The sequence below is a fragment of the Archangium sp. genome (assembly GCF_045802675.1).
GTDB lineage: Bacteria > Myxococcota > Myxococcia > Myxococcales > Myxococcaceae > Archangium.
Window position 1 is genome coordinate 1 of the sequence record NZ_JBJMQO010000141.1, and the last position, 21,925, is coordinate 21,925.

At 71.4% G+C, this 21,925-nt stretch carries 9 protein-coding genes; 4 read left to right on the plus strand and 5 right to left on the minus strand.

The window, feature by feature from the left end:
* Both ACJ8AN_RS38970 and ACJ8AN_RS38975 read left to right on the plus strand, forming a co-directional pair.
* The coding region (locus ACJ8AN_RS38970; RefSeq protein WP_407760694.1) for an AAA family ATPase at positions 1 to 1,965 on the plus strand (1,965 nt) is incomplete at its 5' end.
* Positions 1,966 to 1,969: 4 nt separating this feature from the next.
* A complete protein-coding gene (locus tag ACJ8AN_RS38975; RefSeq protein ID WP_407760695.1) occupies positions 1,970 to 2,809 on the plus strand; it encodes a DUF2520 domain-containing protein in 840 nt (279 codons plus the stop codon).
* Between the two features lie 71 nt (positions 2,810 to 2,880).
* On the opposite strand, the gene ACJ8AN_RS38980 is transcribed toward ACJ8AN_RS38975, so the two are convergent.
* The 3 genes from ACJ8AN_RS38980 to ACJ8AN_RS38990 form a co-directional block, all read right to left on the minus strand.
* On the minus strand, positions 2,881 to 7,827 hold the full coding sequence (locus ACJ8AN_RS38980) for a beta strand repeat-containing protein (protein WP_407760696.1): 4,947 nt from the start codon (positions 7,825 to 7,827) through the stop codon (positions 2,881 to 2,883).
* Between the two features lie 32 nt (positions 7,828 to 7,859).
* Positions 7,860 to 10,865, minus strand: a complete 3,006-nt coding sequence (locus ACJ8AN_RS38985) for a hypothetical protein (protein ID WP_407760697.1) — start codon at positions 10,863 to 10,865, stop codon at positions 7,860 to 7,862.
* Positions 10,866 to 11,054: 189 nt separating this feature from the next.
* Positions 11,055 to 12,344 (minus strand): hypothetical protein, encoded by a 1,290-nt coding sequence (locus ACJ8AN_RS38990; RefSeq protein ID WP_407760698.1) that lies wholly within the window; start codon positions 12,342 to 12,344, stop codon positions 11,055 to 11,057.
* 111 nt (positions 12,345 to 12,455) lie between these two features.
* Here ACJ8AN_RS38990 and ACJ8AN_RS38995 point away from each other — a divergent pair, with 111 nt between their 5' ends.
* Together ACJ8AN_RS38995 and ACJ8AN_RS39000 are read left to right on the plus strand one after the other, a co-directional pair.
* On the plus strand, positions 12,456 to 15,401 hold the full coding sequence (locus tag ACJ8AN_RS38995) for a hypothetical protein (RefSeq protein WP_407760699.1): 2,946 nt from the start codon (positions 12,456 to 12,458) through the stop codon (positions 15,399 to 15,401).
* Positions 15,402 to 15,623: 222 nt separating this feature from the next.
* Positions 15,624 to 16,844, plus strand: coding sequence for a sensor histidine kinase (locus ACJ8AN_RS39000; RefSeq protein ID WP_407760700.1), 1,221 nt, complete (start codon positions 15,624 to 15,626; stop codon positions 16,842 to 16,844).
* A 6-nt stretch (positions 16,845 to 16,850) separates the two neighbouring features.
* On the opposite strand, the gene ACJ8AN_RS39005 is transcribed toward ACJ8AN_RS39000, so the two are convergent.
* Positions 16,851 to 19,985 (minus strand): hypothetical protein, encoded by a 3,135-nt coding sequence (locus tag ACJ8AN_RS39005; RefSeq protein ID WP_407760701.1) that lies wholly within the window; start codon positions 19,983 to 19,985, stop codon positions 16,851 to 16,853.
* The gene (locus ACJ8AN_RS39010; protein ID WP_407760702.1) at positions 19,972 to 21,924 is read right to left on the minus strand and encodes a hypothetical protein; all 1,953 of its coding nucleotides are present in this window, start codon (positions 21,922 to 21,924) and stop codon (positions 19,972 to 19,974) included. The genes ACJ8AN_RS39005 and ACJ8AN_RS39010 overlap by 14 nt, the downstream gene beginning before the upstream one ends.
* Position 21,925 lies beyond the last annotated feature (1 nt).

Sequence of the window (21,925 nt, forward strand, 5' to 3'; positions counted from 1 at the left end):
GAGGTCATCGACATCCTCGGCAAGCGGCGCACCAACAATCCGTGCCTGGTGGGCGAGCCGGGCGTGGGGAAGACCGCCGTGGTGGCTCCTCCGGCCCCCTCCCCCGCCCCGCCCGCGCCCACCCCCGCGCCGCGCCCGGCTCCCGCCCCGGCCCGCCCCGCGCCCTCGCTGGTGCTCGACGAGAAGCGCTTCCCCATGCTCACCTCGCTGGGCCGCAACCTGAGCCGGCTCGCCCAGGAGGGCAAGTTGGACCCCGTGGTGGGCCGCGCCAAGGAGATAGAGGAGGTCATCGACATCCTCGGCAAGCGGCGCACCAACAACCCGTGCCTGCTGGGCGAGGCGGGCGTGGGCAAGACGGCCGTGGTCGAGGGCGTGGCCCAGCGCCTGCTGGAGCTGCGCGGCACCCTGGCCGAGAAGATCCTCCTCGAGCTGGACATGGCCACGCTGGTGGCCGGCACCCAGCTGCGCGGCGCCTTCTCCGAGAAGCTCAACGCCCTCAAGGACGAGGTGCGGCGCGCGGATGGGCGCGTGGTCGTCTTCATCGACGAAATCCACACGCTGGTGGGCGCGGGCTCCACCGGCGAGGGCCCCCAGGACGCCGCCAACGAGCTGAAGACGGCCATGGCGCGCGGCGAGTTCCCCTGCATCGGCGCCACCACGCACGACGAGTACCGCAAGTTCATCTCGCAGGACCCCGCGCTCGAGCGGCGCTTCACCCCCGTGGTGGTGCACGAGCCCTCCGTGCCGGAGACGGTGGAGATCCTCCAGGGCATCATCGGCCGCTACGCGGACCACCACGGCCTGCGCTACTCCCCCGAGGCGCTGGAGGCCGCCGCGTCCCTGGCCTCGCGCTACGTGACGGACCGCTTCATGCCGGACAAGGCCATCTCCGTGGTGGACCTGGCCGGCTCGCGCAGCCGCCGCGAGGGCAAGGACATCGTGGAGGCCTCGGACGTGGCGCGCGTGGTGGCGAAGATCGCCGGCATCCCCGAGGAGCGCCTGCTGATGACGGACTCGGCGCGGCTGCTCCGGCTGGAGGCGGACCTGGGCGAGCGCGTCATCGGCCACGAGGAGGCCATCAGCCGCATCTCCCGCGTCATCCGCCGCAACTACGCGGGCTTCGCCTCGCGCCGGCCCATGGGCTCCTTCCTCTTCCTGGGCCCCACGGGCGTGGGCAAGACGGAGATGGCGCGCGCCCTGGCCGAGGTGCTCTTCGGCAGCAAGGAGCTGCTGGTGCGCCTGGACATGAGCGAGATGTCCGAGAGCCACGGCGTGTCCCGCCTCATCGGCTCGCCCGCGGGCTACGTGGGCTACGGCGATGGGGGCCAGCTCACCGAGCCGGTGCGCCGCCGCCCCTCGTGCGTGGTGGTGCTGGACGAGATTGAAAAGGCCCACCGCGAGGTGCAGCTGCTCCTCTTGCAGGTACTGGAGGAGGGCCGCCTCACCGACGGCAAGGGCCGGCACATCGACTTCTCCAACACCGTCATCATCCTCACGACGAACCTGGGCGCGGAGGCCTTCCACCGCACCAGCCGCACGCTGGGCTTCGGGAGCGCCTCGAGCGAGGGCGGCGGTGGCCCGAACGACATGGACGCGGCCAGCAACGCCGCGCGCCAGGCCATGCCGCCCGAGCTGTGGAACCGCATCGACGAGCGGCTCCCCTTCCGTCCCCTCGTCGAGGCGCAGGTGGCGCGCATCGCCACGCTGCTGCTGGAGGAGAGCAGCAAGCGGCTCGCCACGGAGAAGGGCATCGAATACGTGGCCGCCGCGGAGGTGGTGGAGCTGCTCATGAGGTCGGGCGGGTTCGATCCGAAGCTGGGCGCCCGGCCCATGCGCCAGGTGATGCAGCGGCTGGTGGAGGCTCCCCTGGCCGAGCGGATCCTGGCCGGCGAGTTCATGGCGGGAGACCGGGTGCGGGTGGCCGTGCAGGGCGGAGAGCTGCAGTTCCTGCGCGAGAGCCGCTGAGCCCGTGAGCCCCGCGCGTCCCAATCGCCCGAGCGTGGTGGTGGTGGGCGCGGGCCGGCTGGGCGGTGCATTGGCCCTCGCGCTCGCGGCGAAGCGCTGGCCCGTGCGCGTGCTGGCGCGCTCCGAGGAGTCCCGTCGGCGCGTGCTCGAGCTGGGCTTGAAGCCCGCCACCGCTCGGGACGTAGCCCGGGCCCGGGTGTGCCTGCTGTGCGTGCCGGACAAGGCCGTGCCCTCCGTGGCCGAGGAGCTCGAGCCCCAACTGGCGCGCGGCGCGGCCCTGGTGCACTGCGCGGGCGCACTTTCGTTGGAGGCCCTGGGCCCTGCGCGCGGACGGGTGTTGGGCTCGTTCCACCCGCTGGTCGCGGTGTCGGATCCTCGCGACTCGCTGGCCGGTAACTCGGTGGCGCTCAGCACGCGCTCGCGCTGGCTGCGCGAGGTGCTGGAGCGGATGGCGAAGGACTCGGGCCTGCGCGCCCTGCGCGTGCCGGAGAAGCACCGCGCCGCCTACCATGCCGGGGCCGTGCTGAGCGCGGGGGGCGTGGTGGCCGCCCTCTCCGCCGCGGTGGAGGCCTTCCGCACCGCTGGCATCTCCGAGGAGGACGCGCTCGCCGCGCTGCTGCCCCTGACGCGCTCGGCCCTGCGCGGCGTGGAGGCCCGGGGACTGGCGGCCGGGTACACCGGACCCATCGCCCGGGGAGACTCGGGCGTGGTGGCGGCCCACCTCGCGGCACTCCCCTCCGAGGCCCGGGCCGTCTACCGGCCGCTCTCGAAGCGCGGCCTGGAGCTCGTGGGACACCGGCTCACGCCCGAGGCCCGCGCCGCCCTGGCGAAGCTGCTCGAATGACAAAGGGGGTGCACCGCGTGTGGCAGTGCACCCCCTCCTGGAGCCGGAGCTCCTGACGACTCGGAGTCCGGTTACTGGATCTCGAGCCGGCCGATGGCGAACTCGTTGCGGCTCACCACGTTGTTGCCCTGACGGTCACGCAGCGCGCCGTTGAAGGCCGCCGGCAGCGTGGTGCCGTCGAACACGACGCCCGGCGTGGCCGAGCCCGCCAGGTCGATCTGCACCGAGTACAGCACCGAGCCCGCCGGGATGAAGGTGTCGGTGGTCACCGAACCCTCGCCGGACGCCTTCTGGCTCTGCGCCGAGCTGAGCACGCCAGCCATGGGGCCCGAGGTGGGCAGCACCGCCATGACGGCCGCCGGGTTGGAGCCCGGATTGAGGATGCCGCCCGCCATCAGGCCCGCGGGGTTGAGCAGCGCACGCGAGGTGTCCACAGGCAGGTTGAAGCCCACGCCGTAGCCCGTCAGGTTCTCCATGGCGACCAGGTCCAGGACGACCCTGGTGTCGGTGGAGGCGGCCGGGTTGCGCTGCAGCGACACCTTGCCGCCCGCCGGGTTGGTGTAGACGAGGCCGACGGTGCGCGTCGCGACATCGAACGGGTTGCTCTGCACGCCGGAGAACGTGTCACCGGCGGCCACCAGCGTGTAGCCCGTGCCCTCGGTGTCCACGTTCACGAAGAAGCTGGCGACGCCAGCCTTGGCGTTGACCGTGGTCATGCCCCCCAGGTTGGCGCCCGTGGGGTTGTTGCCGAGCGACACCGTCACCGGGCCGTTGTAGGCCGTGGGGTTGCCGTAGGCGTCCTGCACCGCCAGCACCGGCGCGGGCGCCAGCGGCACGCCCGTGAGACCGCGGCCGGGCTGCGTGGTGAAGGCGAGCTTCGCCGCCGGACCCGCCGAGACGTTGAACGGAGTGCCCACGGCGCCGCGGGTCACGCCCGTGGCGGTGGCCACGAGCGAGAGGTTCTTGCCCACGCGCTTCACCGTCAGCGCGTCGAAGGTGGCCGTGCCGTTCACGAGCGCCACGGAGGTGGTGCCCTCGAGCACCGCGCCCGCGGTGTTGTTGGCCAGCGCCAGGTTGACGCTGATCGTCGAGGTGGTGGCGATGTTGGCGAAGGCATCCTGCGCCTCCACCTTCGTCACCGCCAGGGTGGTGCCCGCCGTGGTGCTGGCCGGCTCCGCCCGGAAGATCAGCAGCGTCGGGGTGCTCGGCGCGACAGCGAAGGTCGAGCTGACACCCGCCGTGAGCCCCGTGGCGGCAGCGTTGAGGCTGTAGCCCGTCCCCGCCTTGTTGAGGCTCAGGGTGCTGAACGTGGCGATACCGCCCACCGCGGACACCGTCCGGGTGCCCGAGAAGGTGCTGCTGCCCGGGTTGGTCTTCAGCGTCAGGGTGATGCTCGCCGTGGAGCTCGCCGTGTTGCCGAACGCGTCCTGCACCGCCACCGTCACCGCCGGGGCAATGGGCTTGCCCGCGACGACGTCCGTCGGCTGCTGGGCGAAGGCGAGCTTCGCGCCCGCGGCCGCGGTGATGTTGAAGGCGGTGCTGACCGCCTCCACCGTGGATGCGTCCGTCACGTACGCGCGCAGCGTGTAGCCCGTGCCGGCCTTCTGGATGACCAGGTCGGAGAAGCTGACGTCGCCCGCCACCGGGTTCACCGTCAGCGTGCCGAGCAGCGTGGCGGACTTCAGCTCCACGGAGATGGTCTTCGTGGAGTTGGTGGCCTTGTTGCCGAACGCGTCCTGGAGGGACAGGCTCACCGGGGCCAGCGTGACGCCCGCCGTGGTGCTGACCGGCTGGGTGACGAACGTCAGCGAGGCCACGGCGCCCGGAGCGATGTCGAAGCTGGTGCTGGTGTCGCTCGCGAGCGTGCCCGAGGAGGCCGTCAGGGTGTAGCCCGTGGCGGCCTTCTGCAGCTTCACGTTCGAGAACGTGGCCACGCCCGCCACCGCCGCCACCGTCGTGGTGCCGGACAGCGAGTCGCCGCCAGGGTTGCTGCCCAGCGCAAGAGTCACGTCATCCGTGCCCGCCGTCGCGTTGTCGAACATGTCCAGCAGGTTCACCGTCACCGCGGGGCTGAGCACCTCGCCCGCCGTGCCGTTGGCCGGCTGCTGGGCGAAGGCCAGCTTCGCGGGAGCCGCCGCCATCACGGCGAAAGCGTCGCTGGTGGCCGTGGTGAGGGTGCCGGACGAGACCTTCAGGGTGTAGCCCCCGGCGGCCTTCTGCAGAGACAGGTCCCCGAACGTGGCCACGCCGGCCACCGCGCTCACCGTCTTGGTGCCCGACAGGGTGCTGCCGCCCGGGTTGCTGGCGAGCGCCACGGTGATGCTCGCCGTGGAGGTGGCCTGGTTGCCGAACGCGTCCAGCACGTTCACAGACACCGCCGGAGCAATCGCCTTGCCCGCGACGACGTCCGTCGGCTGCTGGGCGAAGACGAGCTTCGCGCCCGCGGCCGCCGTGATGTCGAAAACGGAGCTGACCGCCTCCGTCAGCGCGGGAGCGTCCGTCACGTACGCGCGCAGTGAGTAGCCCGTGGCGGCCTTCTGGATGATCAGGTCGGAGAAGCTCGCGACGCCGGCCACCGTGTCCACCGTCTGCGTGCCGAGCAGCGAGGCACCCTCGGTGGTGGTCTTCAGCTCCACGGCGATGCTGCGCGTGGAGGCGTTGGTGGCCTTGTTGCCGAACGCGTCCTCGATCGCCACGTTCACCTTGGCCACCTTGACGCCGGCCGTGGTGTCGGTGGGCTGCGAGGCGAACACCAGCGCCATCGGGGCCGCCGGGACGATGTTGAAGCTGGAGCTGGTGGAGCCCGTGAGCGAGCCCGAGGAAGCCATCAGGGTGTAACCCGTGGCGGCCTTCTTCAGCGACAGGCCCGTGAACGTGGCCGTACCCGCCACCGCGGCCACCTGGGTGGTGCCCGACAGCGTGTCGTCGCCCGGGTTGTTGCCCACCGCCAGCGTCACCTCATCCGTGCCCGTGGTCACGTTGTCGAACGCGTCCACCTGCTTCACGGACACCGTGCCGAGCGCCTCGCCCGCGGTGCCGTTGGCCGGCTGCTGGGCGAAAATGAGCTTCGCGGGAGCCGCCGCCGTCACGGCGAAGCCACCGCTCGTCGCCACCGTCAGGGCACCGGAGGAGGCCTGCAGGGTGTAGCCCTCCTCGGCCTTCTGCAGCGACAGGTCGCCGAACGTGGCGATCCCGCCCACCGCACTCACCGTCTTGGTGCCCGACAGGGTGCTGCCGCCCGGATTGGCCTTCAGCGCCAGGGTGATGCTCGCCGTGGAGCCCACCGTGTTGCCGAACGCGTCCTGCACCGCCACCGTCACCGCCGGGGCAATCGCCTTGCCCGCGACGACGTCCGTCGGCTGCTGGGCGAAGGCGAGCTTCGCGGCGGCCGCCGCCGAGATGTCGAAAGCGGAGCTGGCCGCCTCCGTCAGCGCCGGAGAGTCCGTCACGAACGCGCGCAGCGTGTAGCCCGTACCGGCCTTCTGGACGATCAGGTCGGAGAAGCTGGCGACGCCCGCCACCGTGTCCACCGTCTTCGTGCCGAGCAGCGCAGCGCCACCATTGAGCTCCACGAAGACGCTCCGCGTGGAGGTGGTCGCCCGGTTGCCGAACGCGTCCTCGAGGGCCACGGTCACCGTGGCCACCTTGAGGCCGGCCGTGGTGTTGGCCGGCTGGGACACGAACACCAGCGACGCGGCGGCCGCCGGATCAATGTCGAAGCCGGAGCTGGTGGAGCTCGCGAACGAGCCCGCGGAGGCCACCAGGGTGTAGCCCGAGGCGGCCTTCTTCAGCGACAGGCCCGGGAACGAGGCCACGCCCGCCACCGCCGCCACCTGGGTGGTGCCCGACAGCGTGTCGTTGCCAGGGTTGCTGCCCAGCGCCAGCGTCACCTCATCCGTGCCCGCCGTCAGGTTGTCGAACACGTCCAGCAGGCGCACCGTCACCGCGGGGTTGAGCGCCTGGCCCGCCGTGCCGTTGGCCGGCTGCTGCCCGAAGGCCAGCTTCGCGGGAGCCGCCGCCGTCACGGCGAAGGCACCGCTCTTCACCGCCGTCAGGGAGCCCGAGGAGGCCTGGAGGGTGTAGCCCCCGGCGGCCTTCTTCAGCGACAGGTTGCCGAACGTGGCCACACCGGACACCGCGGCCGCCGTCAACGTGCCGTTCAGCGTGGCGCCACCCGGGTTGTCCGCGAGCGCCAGGGTGATGGTGTCCGTCGCATCCGGCACCACGTTGCCCTTCTTGTCCACGATGGACACCGCGACGGCCGGGGCGATGTTCACGCCCGCCACCACCGCCGAGGGCTGCACCGTGAAGGCCAGCGCCGTGCGGGCGCCGGGCTTGATCTTCAGCTGACGGCTCTGCGCCGTCACCTTGTCGCCGAAGTGGAACTGCAGGTTGTACGCGCCCACCTTGTCCACGGACAGGTCCGCGAACGTGGCCACGCCCTGCGACACCCGCGCCGACAGGGTGCCCGACAGCGTGGCGCCCTCGCCCACCAGCGACACGTTGACCTCGCCGCCCGGGCTGGCCACGGCGTTGTCGTAGGCGTCACGCACGACCACCTGGATGGCCGGGGCGATGGCCTCACCCGCGACGGACTCCTCGGCCGGCTCCGCCGTCACCACCAGCTTGCCGGGGGCCCCGGCCGCGATGGCGAAGGCATCACTGCGCGCGGTGAACGAGCCCATGCTCGCGTCGAAGGCATAGCCCGTGCCGGCCTTCGTCAGCTTGAGGCCCTCGAAGGTGGCGACGCCGTCGTCCAGCTGCGCCTCCACGGGCGCGAGCGTGGCGCCCGCCGGGCCCGCCGCCAGCACCAGCTGCACGGTGCCGTCCTGCTCCACCACCTTGCCGGTGGAGTCCTGGGCGGTCACCTGGATGGCCGCCAGCGAGGCGCCCGCGGTGGTCCCCACGGGCTGCTGGGTGAAGACGAGCCTGGCGACAACCGGCTTGTCTCCGCCTCCGCAGCCCACCAGGGCCGTGAGCCCCGCCAGGGCGAGGAAGAAGAGATGACGCATGTTCAAGGTGTACTCCCGAGACAGGGACATGGTGCGCATTACGGGCGACCCCCGTAGCGCGTCAGCAGCTGCGACAGGTCAGCGTCGTCGATGGCGTTCACCGAGCCCGTCTGGTCCTGGTTCCAGTCATAGAAGGGCGCCGCGCCAGTGACCGGCGTGGTGCCCAGGCGGTTGGCCGTGGACAGCAGGTCCACGAAGTCGATCTGCTGGTTGCGGTCGAAGTCACCGTTGCCGTTCACGCCCTTGTCGGCCGTGGCGGACGGGTGGATCTCCCACAGACCGCGGCCGTACGTGGAGATGCGCAGGAACGCACCCGTGCGGCTCACGAAGATGTCCGTCACCTTCACCATCGGCAGGCCGTAGCCGAAGCGCTGCCACGTCTGGCCACCGTCCGTCGTGCGGTACATGCCGATGTCCGTGCCGGCGTAGAGGGTGTTGTTGGTGAGGTCACCCGGATCGAAGCGGATGACGCTGACGGGGACGTTGGGCAGATCGAAGCCCGTGCCGTTGCCCTTGAGGACGCTCCACGTCAGGCCGCCATCGCGGGTGATGAACACGTGGCCCAGGGCGTCCGGCACCGGCCCGCCCGAGGCGGCGCTGGGCGCCGTGCTGGTCACCACGAAGACCTTGCCCGCGGCCTCGGCCGTGGGGCCGGGCGGGAAGTCGATATAGGCCGTGTTGAGCACGCGCTCGCTGGTCTCGACCGTGCCGTTGCCGTTGAGGTCCACGCCCAGCACGTTGGTGACGCTCCACACGCACTGGTTGCCCGGCGTGCTCATGGTGCAGTTGCTCGTCACGCGGAAGCGGCCGCCGCTCATGGGCACGCCGTAGACGCCGTCCACCGTGGCCGAGGGCAGCAGGAAGTTGCGCTGCGACGAGCCAGTGGGGGCGCACACGCCGGTGCCGTCCGTCTTGGTCCTGCTCCCCAGCTCCTCCCACGGATCCGGGCTGACGAAGGGATCGCCCTTGTAGCGGTACACGCCCAGGGTGGTGGAGAGCAGCACGCCGGCGCCGGTCGAGGCAGTCGCCGTGGGCACGTTCGCCAGGTGGACGAGGAAGGGCACGGAGTCACCGGCGCACGCCAGCGGGCCGTCCAGGGTCGGATCGTAGCGGAACCAGTTGCTGCCCACGTTGCAGTCGTACTGGTCCGGATCGCACAGGCGCGGGCTGAACTGCACCGAGGCCCAGTACGTGGTGTCTCCGGGCACCTGCACCACCGCGGAGCCGATGCCGTCGCCGCCGACGACCTGGTTGAAGGTGGTGGAGGCGGTCTTCGAGTCGCGGAAGCGCGTGCCGTTGTCCTGCAGGCCGCCGTAGGCCACGAACGCGTTGCCCGTGGTCTCGTCACCCGACGACACCGAGTAGAACAGGTGCGTCACGATGCCGCGGTTGGGGAAGCGCCAGGTGATGGTCGTGTCGTTGGCGGGGCTGCCGTCGAAGACGTCGGTGGAGGCGAAGATGCCGCCGTCCGTGCCCGCCAGCACCGTGTAGCCCTTGGCCGTGCGCACGAAGGTCATCGTGTGCCAGTCGGCGTGGACGTACGGCAGCCGGCCCGTCGCCGTGTCACCGCCACCGCCCGTGGGCAGCCAGTGCGCCACGTTCTCCCACAGGGGAGTGGACGCCGTGCCGTTACGGGTCCGCAAGCCGCAGTACACGCCGCCCACGATGACGTTGTCGTTGTTGGCCGGATCCACCGCGATCGCCTGGCCGTAGTAGGCCTGGGCGCCGCTGGTGTTCGGGTTCTGGCAGTTGGTGCTCGTGGTGGTGGGGTTGCCCATGGTACCCGCCATGAGCGAGAAGCTCTGGCCCGAGTTCATGGAGCGCCAGTAGCCGGCGCTGGCCGTCTCGGAGGCCGCCGCCAGCTGCGCGTAGACGACCGTCGTCACCCCATCCGCCGCGGACGGAGTGCCCGCCGCCAGGTCGATGCGGCCCACCGACGTGCCAGGCAGCGAGCCCGCCGCCTTGCGCGAGCTCCACGAGGCGCCCGCGTCCGTGGACACCCAGATGTCACCGGGGGTGGCCGAGGTGCCCTGGCCCGCGTCCGGCGGCAGCGCGCCCACGGCGGACGCGTACACGCCGCTGAGCGCCCACCGGCTCACGCCGCCCACCTGGCCGGTGTAGACGATGCTCCACACGCTCTCGGCCAGCTTGTTGGCGCCCGAGTTGGGCAGATCCACCAGCGAGAAGCTCTGCCCGCCGTCCGTGGAGCGGAAGAGGCCCACGTTGGAGCCGACGAACACGATGTTCGTGTTGTTCGGGTCCACCTGCACGGTGCGGATGCGCAGCGCCGTCACGTTGAGCACCGCGGTGCCCAGATCGTAGGTGCCCGTGAGGGTGACGGGCGCGGACCAGGTGGCGCCGCCGTCCGTCGTCTTGAGCACCTGGCCGCCCGCCACGTCGAACGAGTCACCCAGGCCGAGGTACAGCGTCTCCGGGTGCTTCGGATCCATGGCCAGACCGCCGGTGGCCAGGTTGCCGATCGTCTCCGTCACCGGGAACCACACCGGATCCGCCGAGCTGAAGTCGAACGTCTTCCACACGCCACCGCCCGAGGTCGCCACGTAGACGATGTCCGGGTTGGAGGGGTGCACCACGATGGACGTGGGACGGCCCGAGTCCACCTGCGTGTAGCGCGTCCCGTTGAACTGGAACTTCGCGTCGGTGGGGCCCAGGTTCACCCAGGACAGGCCGTTGAGCGCGGCCGAGCGGCGCTTCGCACCGGGCATCAGGTCGGCCCACTTGCGCGACTCGTCGTTCGCGATCTGCGCCCAGCGTGCCGTCAGCTCCGGCGTGGGCTGGCCGTAGAAGCCGCGCCACGCGATGGCACGCATGAAGGGCTCGTCCCACTCCTCGTCCATGGGACCTTCGCCCTTGTTCTCCTCCCGTTCCTCCTCGGCCTCCTCCGTCAGCTTCCACTGCGCTTCCGGATCCGAGCTCTGCAGATAATCCTGGAGGGTGGCGCGGCGGTTGGCATCACGCCACCGCTTGTACGCACTCACCCCCGTCGGCACCGCCACGGCGGAGACGCCGAGGCAGATCGACAAACCAACGATTGCACGCTTACGGAAAGTCAAAGACTCCCCCTTCTGGGTGTCAAAGCGGCGACACTGTAATGGCGCACCGGCCCTGACTTCAAATGGGGGTTCTCGACGAGTGAGAAGCCCAGGAAAAGCAGAAGGGGCCCACGGGATTTCCCGTGAACCCCTCGCTTGCCCGGAAGCGGGTTCAGCCGCTCAGGCCAGGATGATGCGCGGCGCGTTGAGCGCCTGGCGGACCACCGTCATCACCTGCTCGGACATGGCGTCGCCCTCGGTCATCTGGCGCAGGCACAGCTGGCCCTTGCCCTCGCCCACCGCTTTCTTGAGGTCCGTGAGCAGCACCGTGGCCGCCTTGAGCATCTCCTCGTTCTGCGGGTTGGGGGGAGCGCCCTTGCCGGCCTTCTCCTCCATGTACTGGGTGAAGCGGCGCACCGCGTCCACCATCTGGTTGGCGTCGAAGCGCTCCAGCAGCGGCTTGAGGCGCGTGATGTCCACGCGCAGCAGGTGCAGCGGGGCCCGCGAGCGCTGGAAGGCCGGGTGGATGGGGCTCACCTCGCTGCGATCAAAGGCGCCCAGCAGCCCCTCCTCGGGGGCCTGCACCGAGTGCGGCACCACGTCCACGAAGAGCTCCATCGGCGCCACGCCCTGGTTGAAGGCGCCAATCTCCTCCTCGTCCACCGGCGGGAAGCCCTGCGGCGCGCCGATGAAGAGCATGGGGAGGATGAGGTGGCCCCAGAACTCGTTCTGCGCCGCGCCGGTGCTGGCCACGGTGCCGAACAAGTGGGCCATCAGCTCGACGATCCGCGGGGCCGCTTCCACCTGATCCGCCATCGTCTTGTTCGGATCCAGCTGCGGCAGCACCGAGAGCACCTGGCCCTCGAACTGCTGGCGCACCTCGGGCGGCAGCTGCGTGCGGCCGAGCGCGTCACGAATCTCGCGATGCAGCACGTCCGGCTTGGAGTCGAAGGTCTTCTGCACCTTCGCCATGTCCATCACCAGGAACTGCATGAAGCCGGGGTCGATGAGCCGCTGGTACTCCATGGGCCCGAGCTTCTGCGCGACGCCGCCGGGGCCCGCCCCGAAGCGCACCTCGCCCAGACGGCGGCGGATACCTCCGGCCACGTCCTCCAGCCGCGCGAGCTTGCCCTGCACCAGCGCGGTCATCACCTCGTTGAAGGGGGAGATGACGAGCAGCGCGTCCGGGAAGCCCACCGAGGCGCCCTCGGGAGACTCGCGGTTGAGGAACCAGAAGGCGCCGTGCTCACCGGCGAGGCGCTCGGCGAAGGCACCGGCCAGGCCCAGCGCGAGCACCTGGTGGTTCTGGTTGTCGGGCTGGAAGGCCCCACCGAGCAGCTTGGGGACGGACACTTCCACCTCCGTCCAGGGGGCCGTGAGGAGATCCACCGGCTTGCCTTCGACCTGCTGGAGGGCGGCGGCGACCTGGGCCTGGGCGGATTGGACATGCGGAGGGGCGGGATGGGCCATGGACGATTCCTGTTCCGGGGACGCGATCGTGACGGAAAATCGGTCGTCCCCTTACCCCGAAAACCAAGTTCATCGCCACGATTTGTCGCCGCCCCCTAGGATGGGAAGCGCATGCCGCGCCGCCTACCCCCCCTCCTGTTGCTCCTGCTCTCCCTCGCCGGGTGCGCCTTCGTCACACCCCGCTTCCCCCAGAACGTCCAGACGGACTTCGCCCGGGAGGAGGTGCGCAAGCTTTCCACGCGCTCGCTGGAGCTCTACTACCCCGCCCGCCTGCGCCCCTCCGCCCTGCGCATCGCGGCCCGGCTCGAGGACTGTATCGAGCGCCTGCACACCCTCACGAAGAGCCCCCGGCCCCGCGCCCGGGCGCTCGTCTACCTGACGGGCGCGGACTTCAACAACGCGTATGTCCTCCCCGACTACTCCAGCCTCCCCCAGCAGATGGTGCTGCCGGTGCACACGACGCTGGAGCTCTTCAACCTGCTGGGCTTCGGCCCGGCGGAGCTCGGCGCGGTGGGCTGCCACGAGTCCGTCCACTATGTGCAACTGCAACAGACGGACGGCCTGTGGGGCGCGGTGAACACCGTCACCGGCGGCCTCTTCCAGCCCAACACCTTCACCGAGTCGTGGTTCCTCGAGGGACTCGCCACCTTCTACGAGGGGCGGCTGGGCACCCACCAGGGGCGGCCGCACAGCCCGGTGTGGCGCGGCTTCTTCGAGGCGGCCAACGCGGAGCTCGGCGGAGACCTGCACCCCGGCTACCTCTCGCCCGAGCACCGGCGGATGGAGCCCTTCGGCGGCAACTACCTGACCGGCAGCAACTTCGTGCGGTGGCTCGCCGAGCGCTACGGCGAGGACCGGCTGTGGAAGCTGGTGGAGGTGCAGGGCACCACGGTGATTCCGCCCATCGCGGTGACGCTGCGCTTCGCGGACGTGTACGGCAGGGATCTCGGCGACCTCTTCCACCAGTTCTCCCTGGAGCTCATGACGCAGCAGCAGCGGCGCGAGCGCCCCAGCTCCCAGCAGGTGCTCGCCCCGGAGATCGGCAACTTCGCCCGGCTCGCGGCCTCGCCCGCCGACGGCGCCATCGCCACCGTGGAGGTGGGACGCGAGGAGGTCGCCCGCCTCACCGTGCGCGAGCGCGATGGCTCCTCGCGCTTCAGCCGCCCCCTCACCCAGTTCCTCCCCGCGCGCCGGTGGATCTCCACCCATCCGCTCAACATGAGCGGGCTGTCCTTCACCTCCGAGGGGCGCTTCCTGTTCCTCACCGCCTCGGACATCGACGCGCTGGGCAGCTCGCTCGCGCGCGTGTGGCAGGTGGACGCGCGCACCGGTGAGGTGGTGAAGACCTGGGAGGGCATCGAAGGCATGGGCGGCGGCGTCACCCCGGATGGCAGCGCCTACGTCTTCGTCCACGTCTCCGCCGACACCGCCAACCTCCAGCGCCTGGACCTCGCCACCGGCGAGCGCACGCCCCTCACCCACTTCGAGGGCAGCGTGTCGCTCGGGCCCCCCGCCGTGGCCGCGGACGGGCGCATCGTCTTCCCCCGGGTGACGGAGCACGGCTGGAACCTCGCGCTGCGCGAGACCGATGGCACCGTGCGCGCGCTCACCGACGACGCGCACTTCAACTACGCCCCCCGCTGGCTGGACCCGGACCGCATCGTCTTCGTGCGCGAGTTCGAGGGCCGCTGGCAGGCCCATGTGCTCGACCTGGCCGGCGGCGAGCCCGTGCGCATCACCGACGCGCCGCACCTCGTCATGGACGTGGCGCCGCTCGGCGGCTCGGACGTGGTCTTCCTCAACCGCGAGGGCTTCGACTTCTCGGTGGACCGCGCTCCCCTCATCCCCGTGGCCGCGGCTCCCGAGGCCGTCGCGCAGGCCCCCTCCCCCACTCCCGCCCCGTCCCCCTCACCCGTGGCGGCCCCCTCGCAGGCGGCGGCCCCGTACCAGGGGCACACGTTGGACATCCTCTCCGACGAGCCGTACTCGCCGCTGGAGCACTTCTTCCTCCCCGAGCTGCGCGCCCCCTACGTCTACGCGCTGCCGGACGCGGACCCCTCGTCCAACCAGATCGTCGGCTACGCCGGAGTGGCGCTGGCCGGGCAGGATCGCCTGGGCCGCCACCAATACGCGCTCCTGGTGGAGGCCGACACGAAGGTGCGCTCTCCCAGCGCCTCCTTCAGCTACGGCACCGCGCTCACCGCGCCCTGGTACGTGGAGCTGTCCGCGGCTCGCATCGCGCGGGACGACCGGAGGGATTTGCAGGCCTCGCTCTCCATGTCCCGCGAATTCTGGACCACGCCCGTGAGCTTCAACCTCCTGGCGCTGCGCCGCGACTGGTACGTCACCTCCAACCACTCCGGGATACGCACCTCGCTCATCGGCCCGGAGGCCGCCCTCTCCTATTTCGCGGGCGAGAGCACCTCCTACGGTGGCACGCAGCGGGGCGTGGGCCTGTCGCTGGCCGCGGGCGCGTACCCGCTCGCCTTCGACGACGCGAGCCCCTTCGGAGACCTGCGCGCCCAGGTCGACGGCTACCTGCCGGGCCTGCCGCTGCTCAAGCGCGACAACCTCCAGTTCACCGCCATCGCCCGCTACCTGCCCAACGCCCCCGAGGGCCTCTTGCAGGTGGGCGGCCTCCAGTTCGGCACCCCCTTCTTCCAGCTCCGCCAGGGCCCCGAGGACTCGCGCACCGTGCCCCTGCGCCTGCAGCCGGGCACCACCTTCACCGAGTACCTGCGCGGCTACGAGGACTTCGCCCTCAGCGCGCGCAACGTCCTCATCGCCAACGCGCGCTACCGCTACCGCATCATCATCGACTACGGCTGGAGCTCCTTCTTCTGGCTGGGGCCCTCCTTCTTCATCAGCCAGGTGGAGCTCGAGGGCTTCGGCTCCTGGGCGCGCACGGACCTGCGCGACAACCACCGGGCCGCCGGCGGCGCGCTCTTCCTGCGCACCACCTTCGGCCAGGCCGCCAGCCTCTCCTTGTTCTACCAGTACGCCCGGCGCTTCGATGACGGGCTCGGGGACCTGCACCTGGTGGGGCTCTCCCTGTAGGGCGACGTGGGCTGTGCCCTGGGGAACGAGCCCTTCATCCAGCACCCAACCCTTCCGGCGTTCCCGTGAATGTCCTGAAGGTCGGATTGTGCCCGATCCCTTGCATCCCAGGGGAGGAGATCGCAGCTTGTCGCATCTCTTGAGAAGCCGCTCCAGGGTGGGAGGTCAGCACCGGGGTGGAGCGTCGGCACAGGAGGGTGACTACCGCTGGAGGTTCCGCGGATGAGAACGAGTGCCAACGCCGCTCCCGAGTCCGTGCTGATCGTCGACGACGAGCCGTCCCTGCGGACCATCCTGTCCTTCATCGTGCAGCGCGTCGGAGCCGTGCCGGTGGTGGCGCCGGACGCGGCCACCGCGCGCCAGCTCGCCGCGAAGCACACCTTCGCCTGCGCGCTCATCGACAAGAACCTGCCGGGCGAGAACGGCCTGGACTTCCTCAAGTGGCTGCGCTCGGTGCAGCCCGGGTGCAACGCCCTCATCGTCACCGCCTACGGCAACGTGGACAGCGCCATCGAGGCGCTGCGCCTGGGCGCCTTCGACTACCTGCTCAAGCCCTTCGAGGTGGACGCGCTCGAGCACCGCCTCAAGCTGGCCCTGCAGCAGTACCGCATGCGCCAGGAGCACGAGCGCATGCAGGCCATGCTCGTGCAGGCGGACCGGCTCGCGTCCCTGGGCCTGCTCGCCGCCGGCGTGGTGCACGAGGTGAACACGCCCCTGGCCTACATCCTCTCCAACCTGGACTGGATCGACGAGGAGCTGCCGTCGCTGCGCAAGGCGCTCGAGGGCCAGAAGCACGCGGGCAAGGAGCTCGCGTCGCTCGCCGAGCGCATGGCGGGGCTGGAGTCCACCATGCGCGACATCCGCGAGGGCGCCGAGCGCGTGCGCCACATCGCCCGGGACGTGAAGGCCTTCGCGAGGGATCCGGGTGACGCGAGCCAGCTGGTGGACCTGCGCGAGGTGCTCGACGCGGCGCTGAAGATGGCGCTGGTGCACATCCGCTACCGGGCCCGCGTGGTGCGCGACTACCAGGACGTGCCGTTGGTGCTGGCCAACGAGGCCCGCCTGGCGCAGGTGTTCCTCAACCTGGTGGTGAACGCGGCCCAGGCCATCCCCGAGGACGGGGGCGACCACGAAATCCGCGTCCGGCTGTGGACGGGCCCCAACGGCGAGGCCTGCGCCGAGGTGGGCGACACGGGCATGGGCATCCCCGCCGAGAACATGGCGCACCTCTTCGAGCCCTTCTTCACCACCAAGCCCTCGGGCGAGGGCACGGGGCTGGGCCTCTTCATCTGCAAGTCCATCGTCGAGTCCTTCGAAGGCACCATCACCGTGGACAGCCGCCCCGGCGTGGGCACCACGTTCCGCCTGTCGCTGCCCCCGCACGTGCGCTCCTCGCGCGCCACGAGGCCCGCGGAGCCGGTGGTGAGCGCCGCCGTTTCCTGAGGCCGCTCAGTCCGGCAGACGGTAGAGCCCCACCGGCCCCGTGCCATCGCCGGCGGTGAGGTAGAGGGACTCGGAGCCGGCGGCGCCGGCCACCACGCCGTCGAAGAGGCGCGTGGCCCCCGCCCCCAGCCCGTTGCCGCCCACGCCCTCGCACCCCGCGGCCAGCTGCGCGGCGGAGCACCCTTCCTTCCCCACGAAGTCGGCGCTGGCGGTGGGAATGGGGGGGGCGCCGGAGGAGCGCAGGACCACCGCGCCCTTCGTGCCATTGTTGAAGCCCACGAAGAGCGAGCGCGACGTGGCCATCAGCAGCGAGAGGGCCGTGTTCCCCGGCTCGTCGAACTGGGTGAGCTGCGTGTTCCCCGTGGAGTTGGCGGCCACGAGCGACCAGTCCCCCGGATCGCAATCCGTGGTGGAGCCCGACGTCCCCGGCGTGCACATGAAGAGCTGGGGCCCCACGGTGGTGTTGCGCGCCAGGTAGAGCCGCCCCTGGAACACGGCCATCCCCGGCACGGCCCTGTCCGCCGGCTCGAGGTCCGCCGTCCTGGGGGTCGTCTTGCTGGTGAGCGAGCTCCACGCCGAGAGCGACGGCGTGCAGGAGGCCCAGTCCGCCGGGGCGGTTCCGTAGGCGCGAGGCGTGGGGCTCGTCGAGCGCATACAGCCGCCGTTGTTCGCCACGTAGAGGCGATCATTGAAGGCGGTCAGGGTGTCGATCATCTGCACGCTGGCCTTGTTCGACGGCGATCCACCCGAGCCGACGCCGGGCATCTTGTCCGCCTGGAGGTTCTCGGCATCGACGCCCACGGAGGCGTCGAGCCCCGGGTCCGCGGTGGGGAGGCGTTTGGCGACGACGAGGTAGGGCCGGCTTCCGCCCCCGTCCGGGAAGCCGAGGTAGAGGCGGTCCTGGAAGAAGAGGGCCGCGGAGAAGCCCTTCGTCTGGCCTCCGAGCAGGAGCGAGAGGTCCAGGTAGCGCAGGTACATGGTGCCGAGGTCATCCGTGTCCTGGCCGAGGTACACGTAGTCCAGGTCTCCCCCGCTCCGGGCTCCACCGATGCCCAGCCACGGCTGCGTGCCCACCCGGCCGGAGAAGAAGAAGCCACGGCCATCCTCGTTGTCCGGGCCGCACGCGGCCGTATTGGCCGCGCAGCCCGTCGCGCCGACGGAGGAGTAGGTCGATGACGCGGAGGTGTTCTGGCTGAGGTTGCTCCCCGCCGTGTCCTTGTACAGGAAGAAGCCGAAGCTGCGGCCCCCGAGCCCGTCCAGGTCCAGGCTCACGCCCCCGGTGCCGTTGCGGTTGGGGCCGACATGGAGGCGGCCGTTGTAGTCGACCACCTGGGCGAAGGGAGAGCCATCCCCGAGAGGATTGGAGATGAGCTGCTCCGCCTCCACGACACGCACGTTGCCCGAGGTGGCGTTCCCGGAGGCCACCTCCGCGCCCGAGGTTCCATCGATTCCGCTGACGCCCCCGGTGAAGAACACCTGGCCCACGTGGTCGGCGCGGTAGTTCCAGGAGAAGGTGGCGGAGGCCCCGCCCGCGAGGTCCACCGGCGAGGTGCTGTCGGCACCGCCGAACACCGCCACGGAGCTGCTCGCCACCGGAGGGCCGGGCAGCACGCCCTGGGCCATGGAGCTCCCGGTGTTGGTCACCGCGAGGCTCACCTTGAAGGCACGCCCCGGCGCGACCCGCGAGGGCGCCGAGAACGCGAGGGCGAGCTGGGCGGGCCGCCGCACGTTCAACGGAGAGGTGACGGACGGGGACTTCACCACCGCCCCACTCGTCTGATCCACCCCACTGGCCACCACGCCGATGGCGCACGAGCCCTCGCCCGCGCCCGCCAGACGCGCGCGGAACAGCCTGCTGTCCCCGCCGGGAATGTCCACGCTCGCCGGCTCCGGCCCGGACACGAGCACCACCTGCGACGTGCACCCCATCCCCTCGAGCTTCGCCCCGAGCACCGTCGCGTCCCCCGGGTTGCGCACCTCCAGCTCGACGTCGAACAACTGCCCCACGTTGACGCTCATGGGCACCGAGGTGAAGCGTGACGACAGCGCTCCAGGCACCTGCACGGTGACGTCGGGGGAGCGGGCCTCCGGAGCCAGTACCTCGACGCCGCTGAAGCCATCCCGGCCCACCGCTCCCACCTGGAAGGCCAGGGTGCCCTCGGGCCCGGCGACATAGGTCCACGTGAGCTCGCGGCTCTCTCCGGCGGGAATGTCCACGCTCTCCGGCTCCGGCCCGGAGTTGGGCACCGCCAGGCTCCCCGACACCACCGGCGTACCGGGCACCACCCCGAGCACCGCGATCTCCCCCGGATTCGTCAGGCGCAACGTGAGCGTCATCCACTGGCCCGCGTTCACCACCGCTGGCGACACCGTGAGCGAGGAGGTGAGCGCCGCGCGGTTGCGCATCCGCAGTGGCCCCATCTCCACGCCGGGAGCCTGGAGCTCCACTCTGGCCTGCGACTCGATTCCCCCGGCCTCCAGCAGGAAGCGCAGGTCTCCCGGCGCGACGGCGCCGAGCTCCCACGAGAAGGACGCGCTCGTGCCCGGTGGAATGTCCGCGGGCGCGGGCTGGGAGATCAGCTTCACCTGTCCCTCGCCCACCGGGCTCAGCCGCGGAGTGACGGCGAGCGCCGACGTGCCTCCCGAGTTCTCCACCGTCAGCACCAACCACGTCCGCTCGCCCACGGACACCTTGTCCCGCTCCAACGAGGCCCGGGCCCCCAGCACCGCGAGCGGACGATCCGAGGCGTAATACGCCCTCGGCAGCTCCACGCGCCGCCCCAGCGGCCCCACCACTTCCAGCGAGTGCCAGCCGGGCGCGAGCCCCACCGGCACCGTCGCCCGCAGCGTCCGCGAGTCCTCCAGGGTGACGTCCTCGAGCGCCACGTCGTCGAGGAAGGCCTCGAAGCGGGCATCCACCGTCACCGGCTCCTCGCCGCCGATGTGCTGGGTGGGAAGCGCCAGGAAATTCTCGCCCTCGATGCGCACGGGCACGGCGTTCGCGTTCAACCCCCAGGCCGGAACCAGGCGCTGGGGATGGGGATCCATCTCGGAGCCCGGCGCCCGCGCGCACGCGGCCCCGAGGACGCAGAGGGTGAGCCACAGACGCAGCCGCGGGAGCCGGGAATCAGAAGAGCTCAAGGCGATACCCCAGGTGGAGACCGCCGCCCCGCAGCGCGCCGCGCAGCACGCGCAAGGACGGATCATCGAACCAGCACAACCGCGCCTCGACGAAGGGCTGCCCCGGACCGAGCCGCAGGCCCGCTCCCACCATCGCCTGCGCCCCGGGCACCCACGCGCCCTCGTCCACCACCGGCCCCCCACCCAGGGACACGCGGCCTCGCACCCGGGCCAACGAGGGACCCGCCGCCACCCACCCCTGGAGCCCCTGCTCCTTCAGGGTGCGCACGCCCACCGCCACGGTGGTGTCGAACCACTCGTTGACGCCCGTGAAGCCCGGCACCGCTCCGCCGCCCGCTCGCGAGAACCGCAGGTAGCCGGTGTCGAGCAACAGCCCGAGCGCCGGCCACGAGCGCACCGGCCACAGCTCCAGCCGCGCTCCCGCGGACGGCGCCGTCACATCCGCGAGGTTCGTCGTCAGGCCCACGCGTGGAGACACCAGCAGCACGGGCCGGCGGCGCAACAGCGGGAGCGCTCCCTTCCCGCGCACCTCTCCCACCCGCACCTCCAACTCGGAGACGTGGTCCGCACGTGCCTCGGGCGGCACGTACCGCAGCTCGTAGCAGCCCGGCGCCTTCGACAGCAGCGTGCTGGCGGTCCCCTTGGCGAGCACGGCCTCGGGCCAGGGCTCTCGCACCGGGTTGCCGAAACGATCCGCCACCGAGATGCGCCAGGCCGACTCCGAGCGGCCATCCGCCACGAGCACCGACTGCAGCGGCTCCACCACGACGCGCTCGGGCGAGGAGGCGCGCAGCCCCAGGGTGCGCGTCGCCACGGGCTCGGAGACGCCTTCGGCGAACAGCCGCAGCTCCACCCGCTCGCGCCCGGCGAAATGGGGCGGAATGCCGAGCGCCCCCACGTACTCTCCCGCCTGGCGCTCGGTGAGGACCCCGCTGCCTCCGAGGCTGGACTCGAGCCGCAGCACTCCGTGCGCCGGGTTGCCCACGGCGTCGCGCACGGAGACGTCCACCGCGACCCGGGCGTCCTCGGAGGCCACGAGCTCGTCGCGATCCACACGCAGCTCGAAGCGCTGGGCCGGGCCGGACACCGCCGCCAGCTTCACCACCACCGAGCCCCGCCGATCCCCGCCCACCGAGCCCTTCAGCTCCAGGCCTCCGGCGGGCCCGGGCGGCACCGTCCACCGCAGGAGGTACACGCCCGGCTCGCGCTCGCTCACCTCGCTCACGCTCCCGCGCGACACGGAGAAGGAGAAGGCACCGGGACGCGGAGGCGGGCCCTCCTTCTTCTCCGTCTTCAAGGTGTAGAGGCGGAGCTCCACCGTCTCCTCGCGGTCGGCCCGCACCTCGCCGCGGCTGGCGACGGCGTGGAGCCACGAGCGCGGCGGCAGCCCGAGATCGATGCGCCTGCGCCCGAAGAAGGCCTCGTGCACGCCGGGCGGCACCACCACGGGGATGCGCGCCAGGCCCGTGGCATCCGCCTGGATGGGCCCGAAGGTCTCCTCGCCCACGCGCAGCGTGACGGGCGTTCCGGCGCGGGTGCGCACCTCGGCCTGGCCCTGGCCCCAGAGCGGAAGCACCGACCAGCCCTCGAGCGTTCCCCGAGGCCCTTTCGCCAGCGCGACGAGGATGACCTCCAGGGGAAGACTCTGCCGCGGGGGCACGTAGGTGGTGCGGAAGACGCCCCGCTCCACCCGTGTCAGCGGACCCACCTCGCCCCGGCTGACGAACAGCTCGAGCCCGGTGGCCTCGGGGTCCAACTCGATGCGCACTTCCGCCTCGCGACTCGCGCCGAGCAGCAGGTGCTCGGGGTCGCACCGGATGTGGATGCCCCCCGCCGAGGCGGAGGAAGCACGCGCGGCCTCCGCTCCGGCCGCCAGCAGGGGCCATCCCCACGTCAACAGCCCCGCGAGCAGCAGGAGAGGCACCCGGCGCGGACCCATG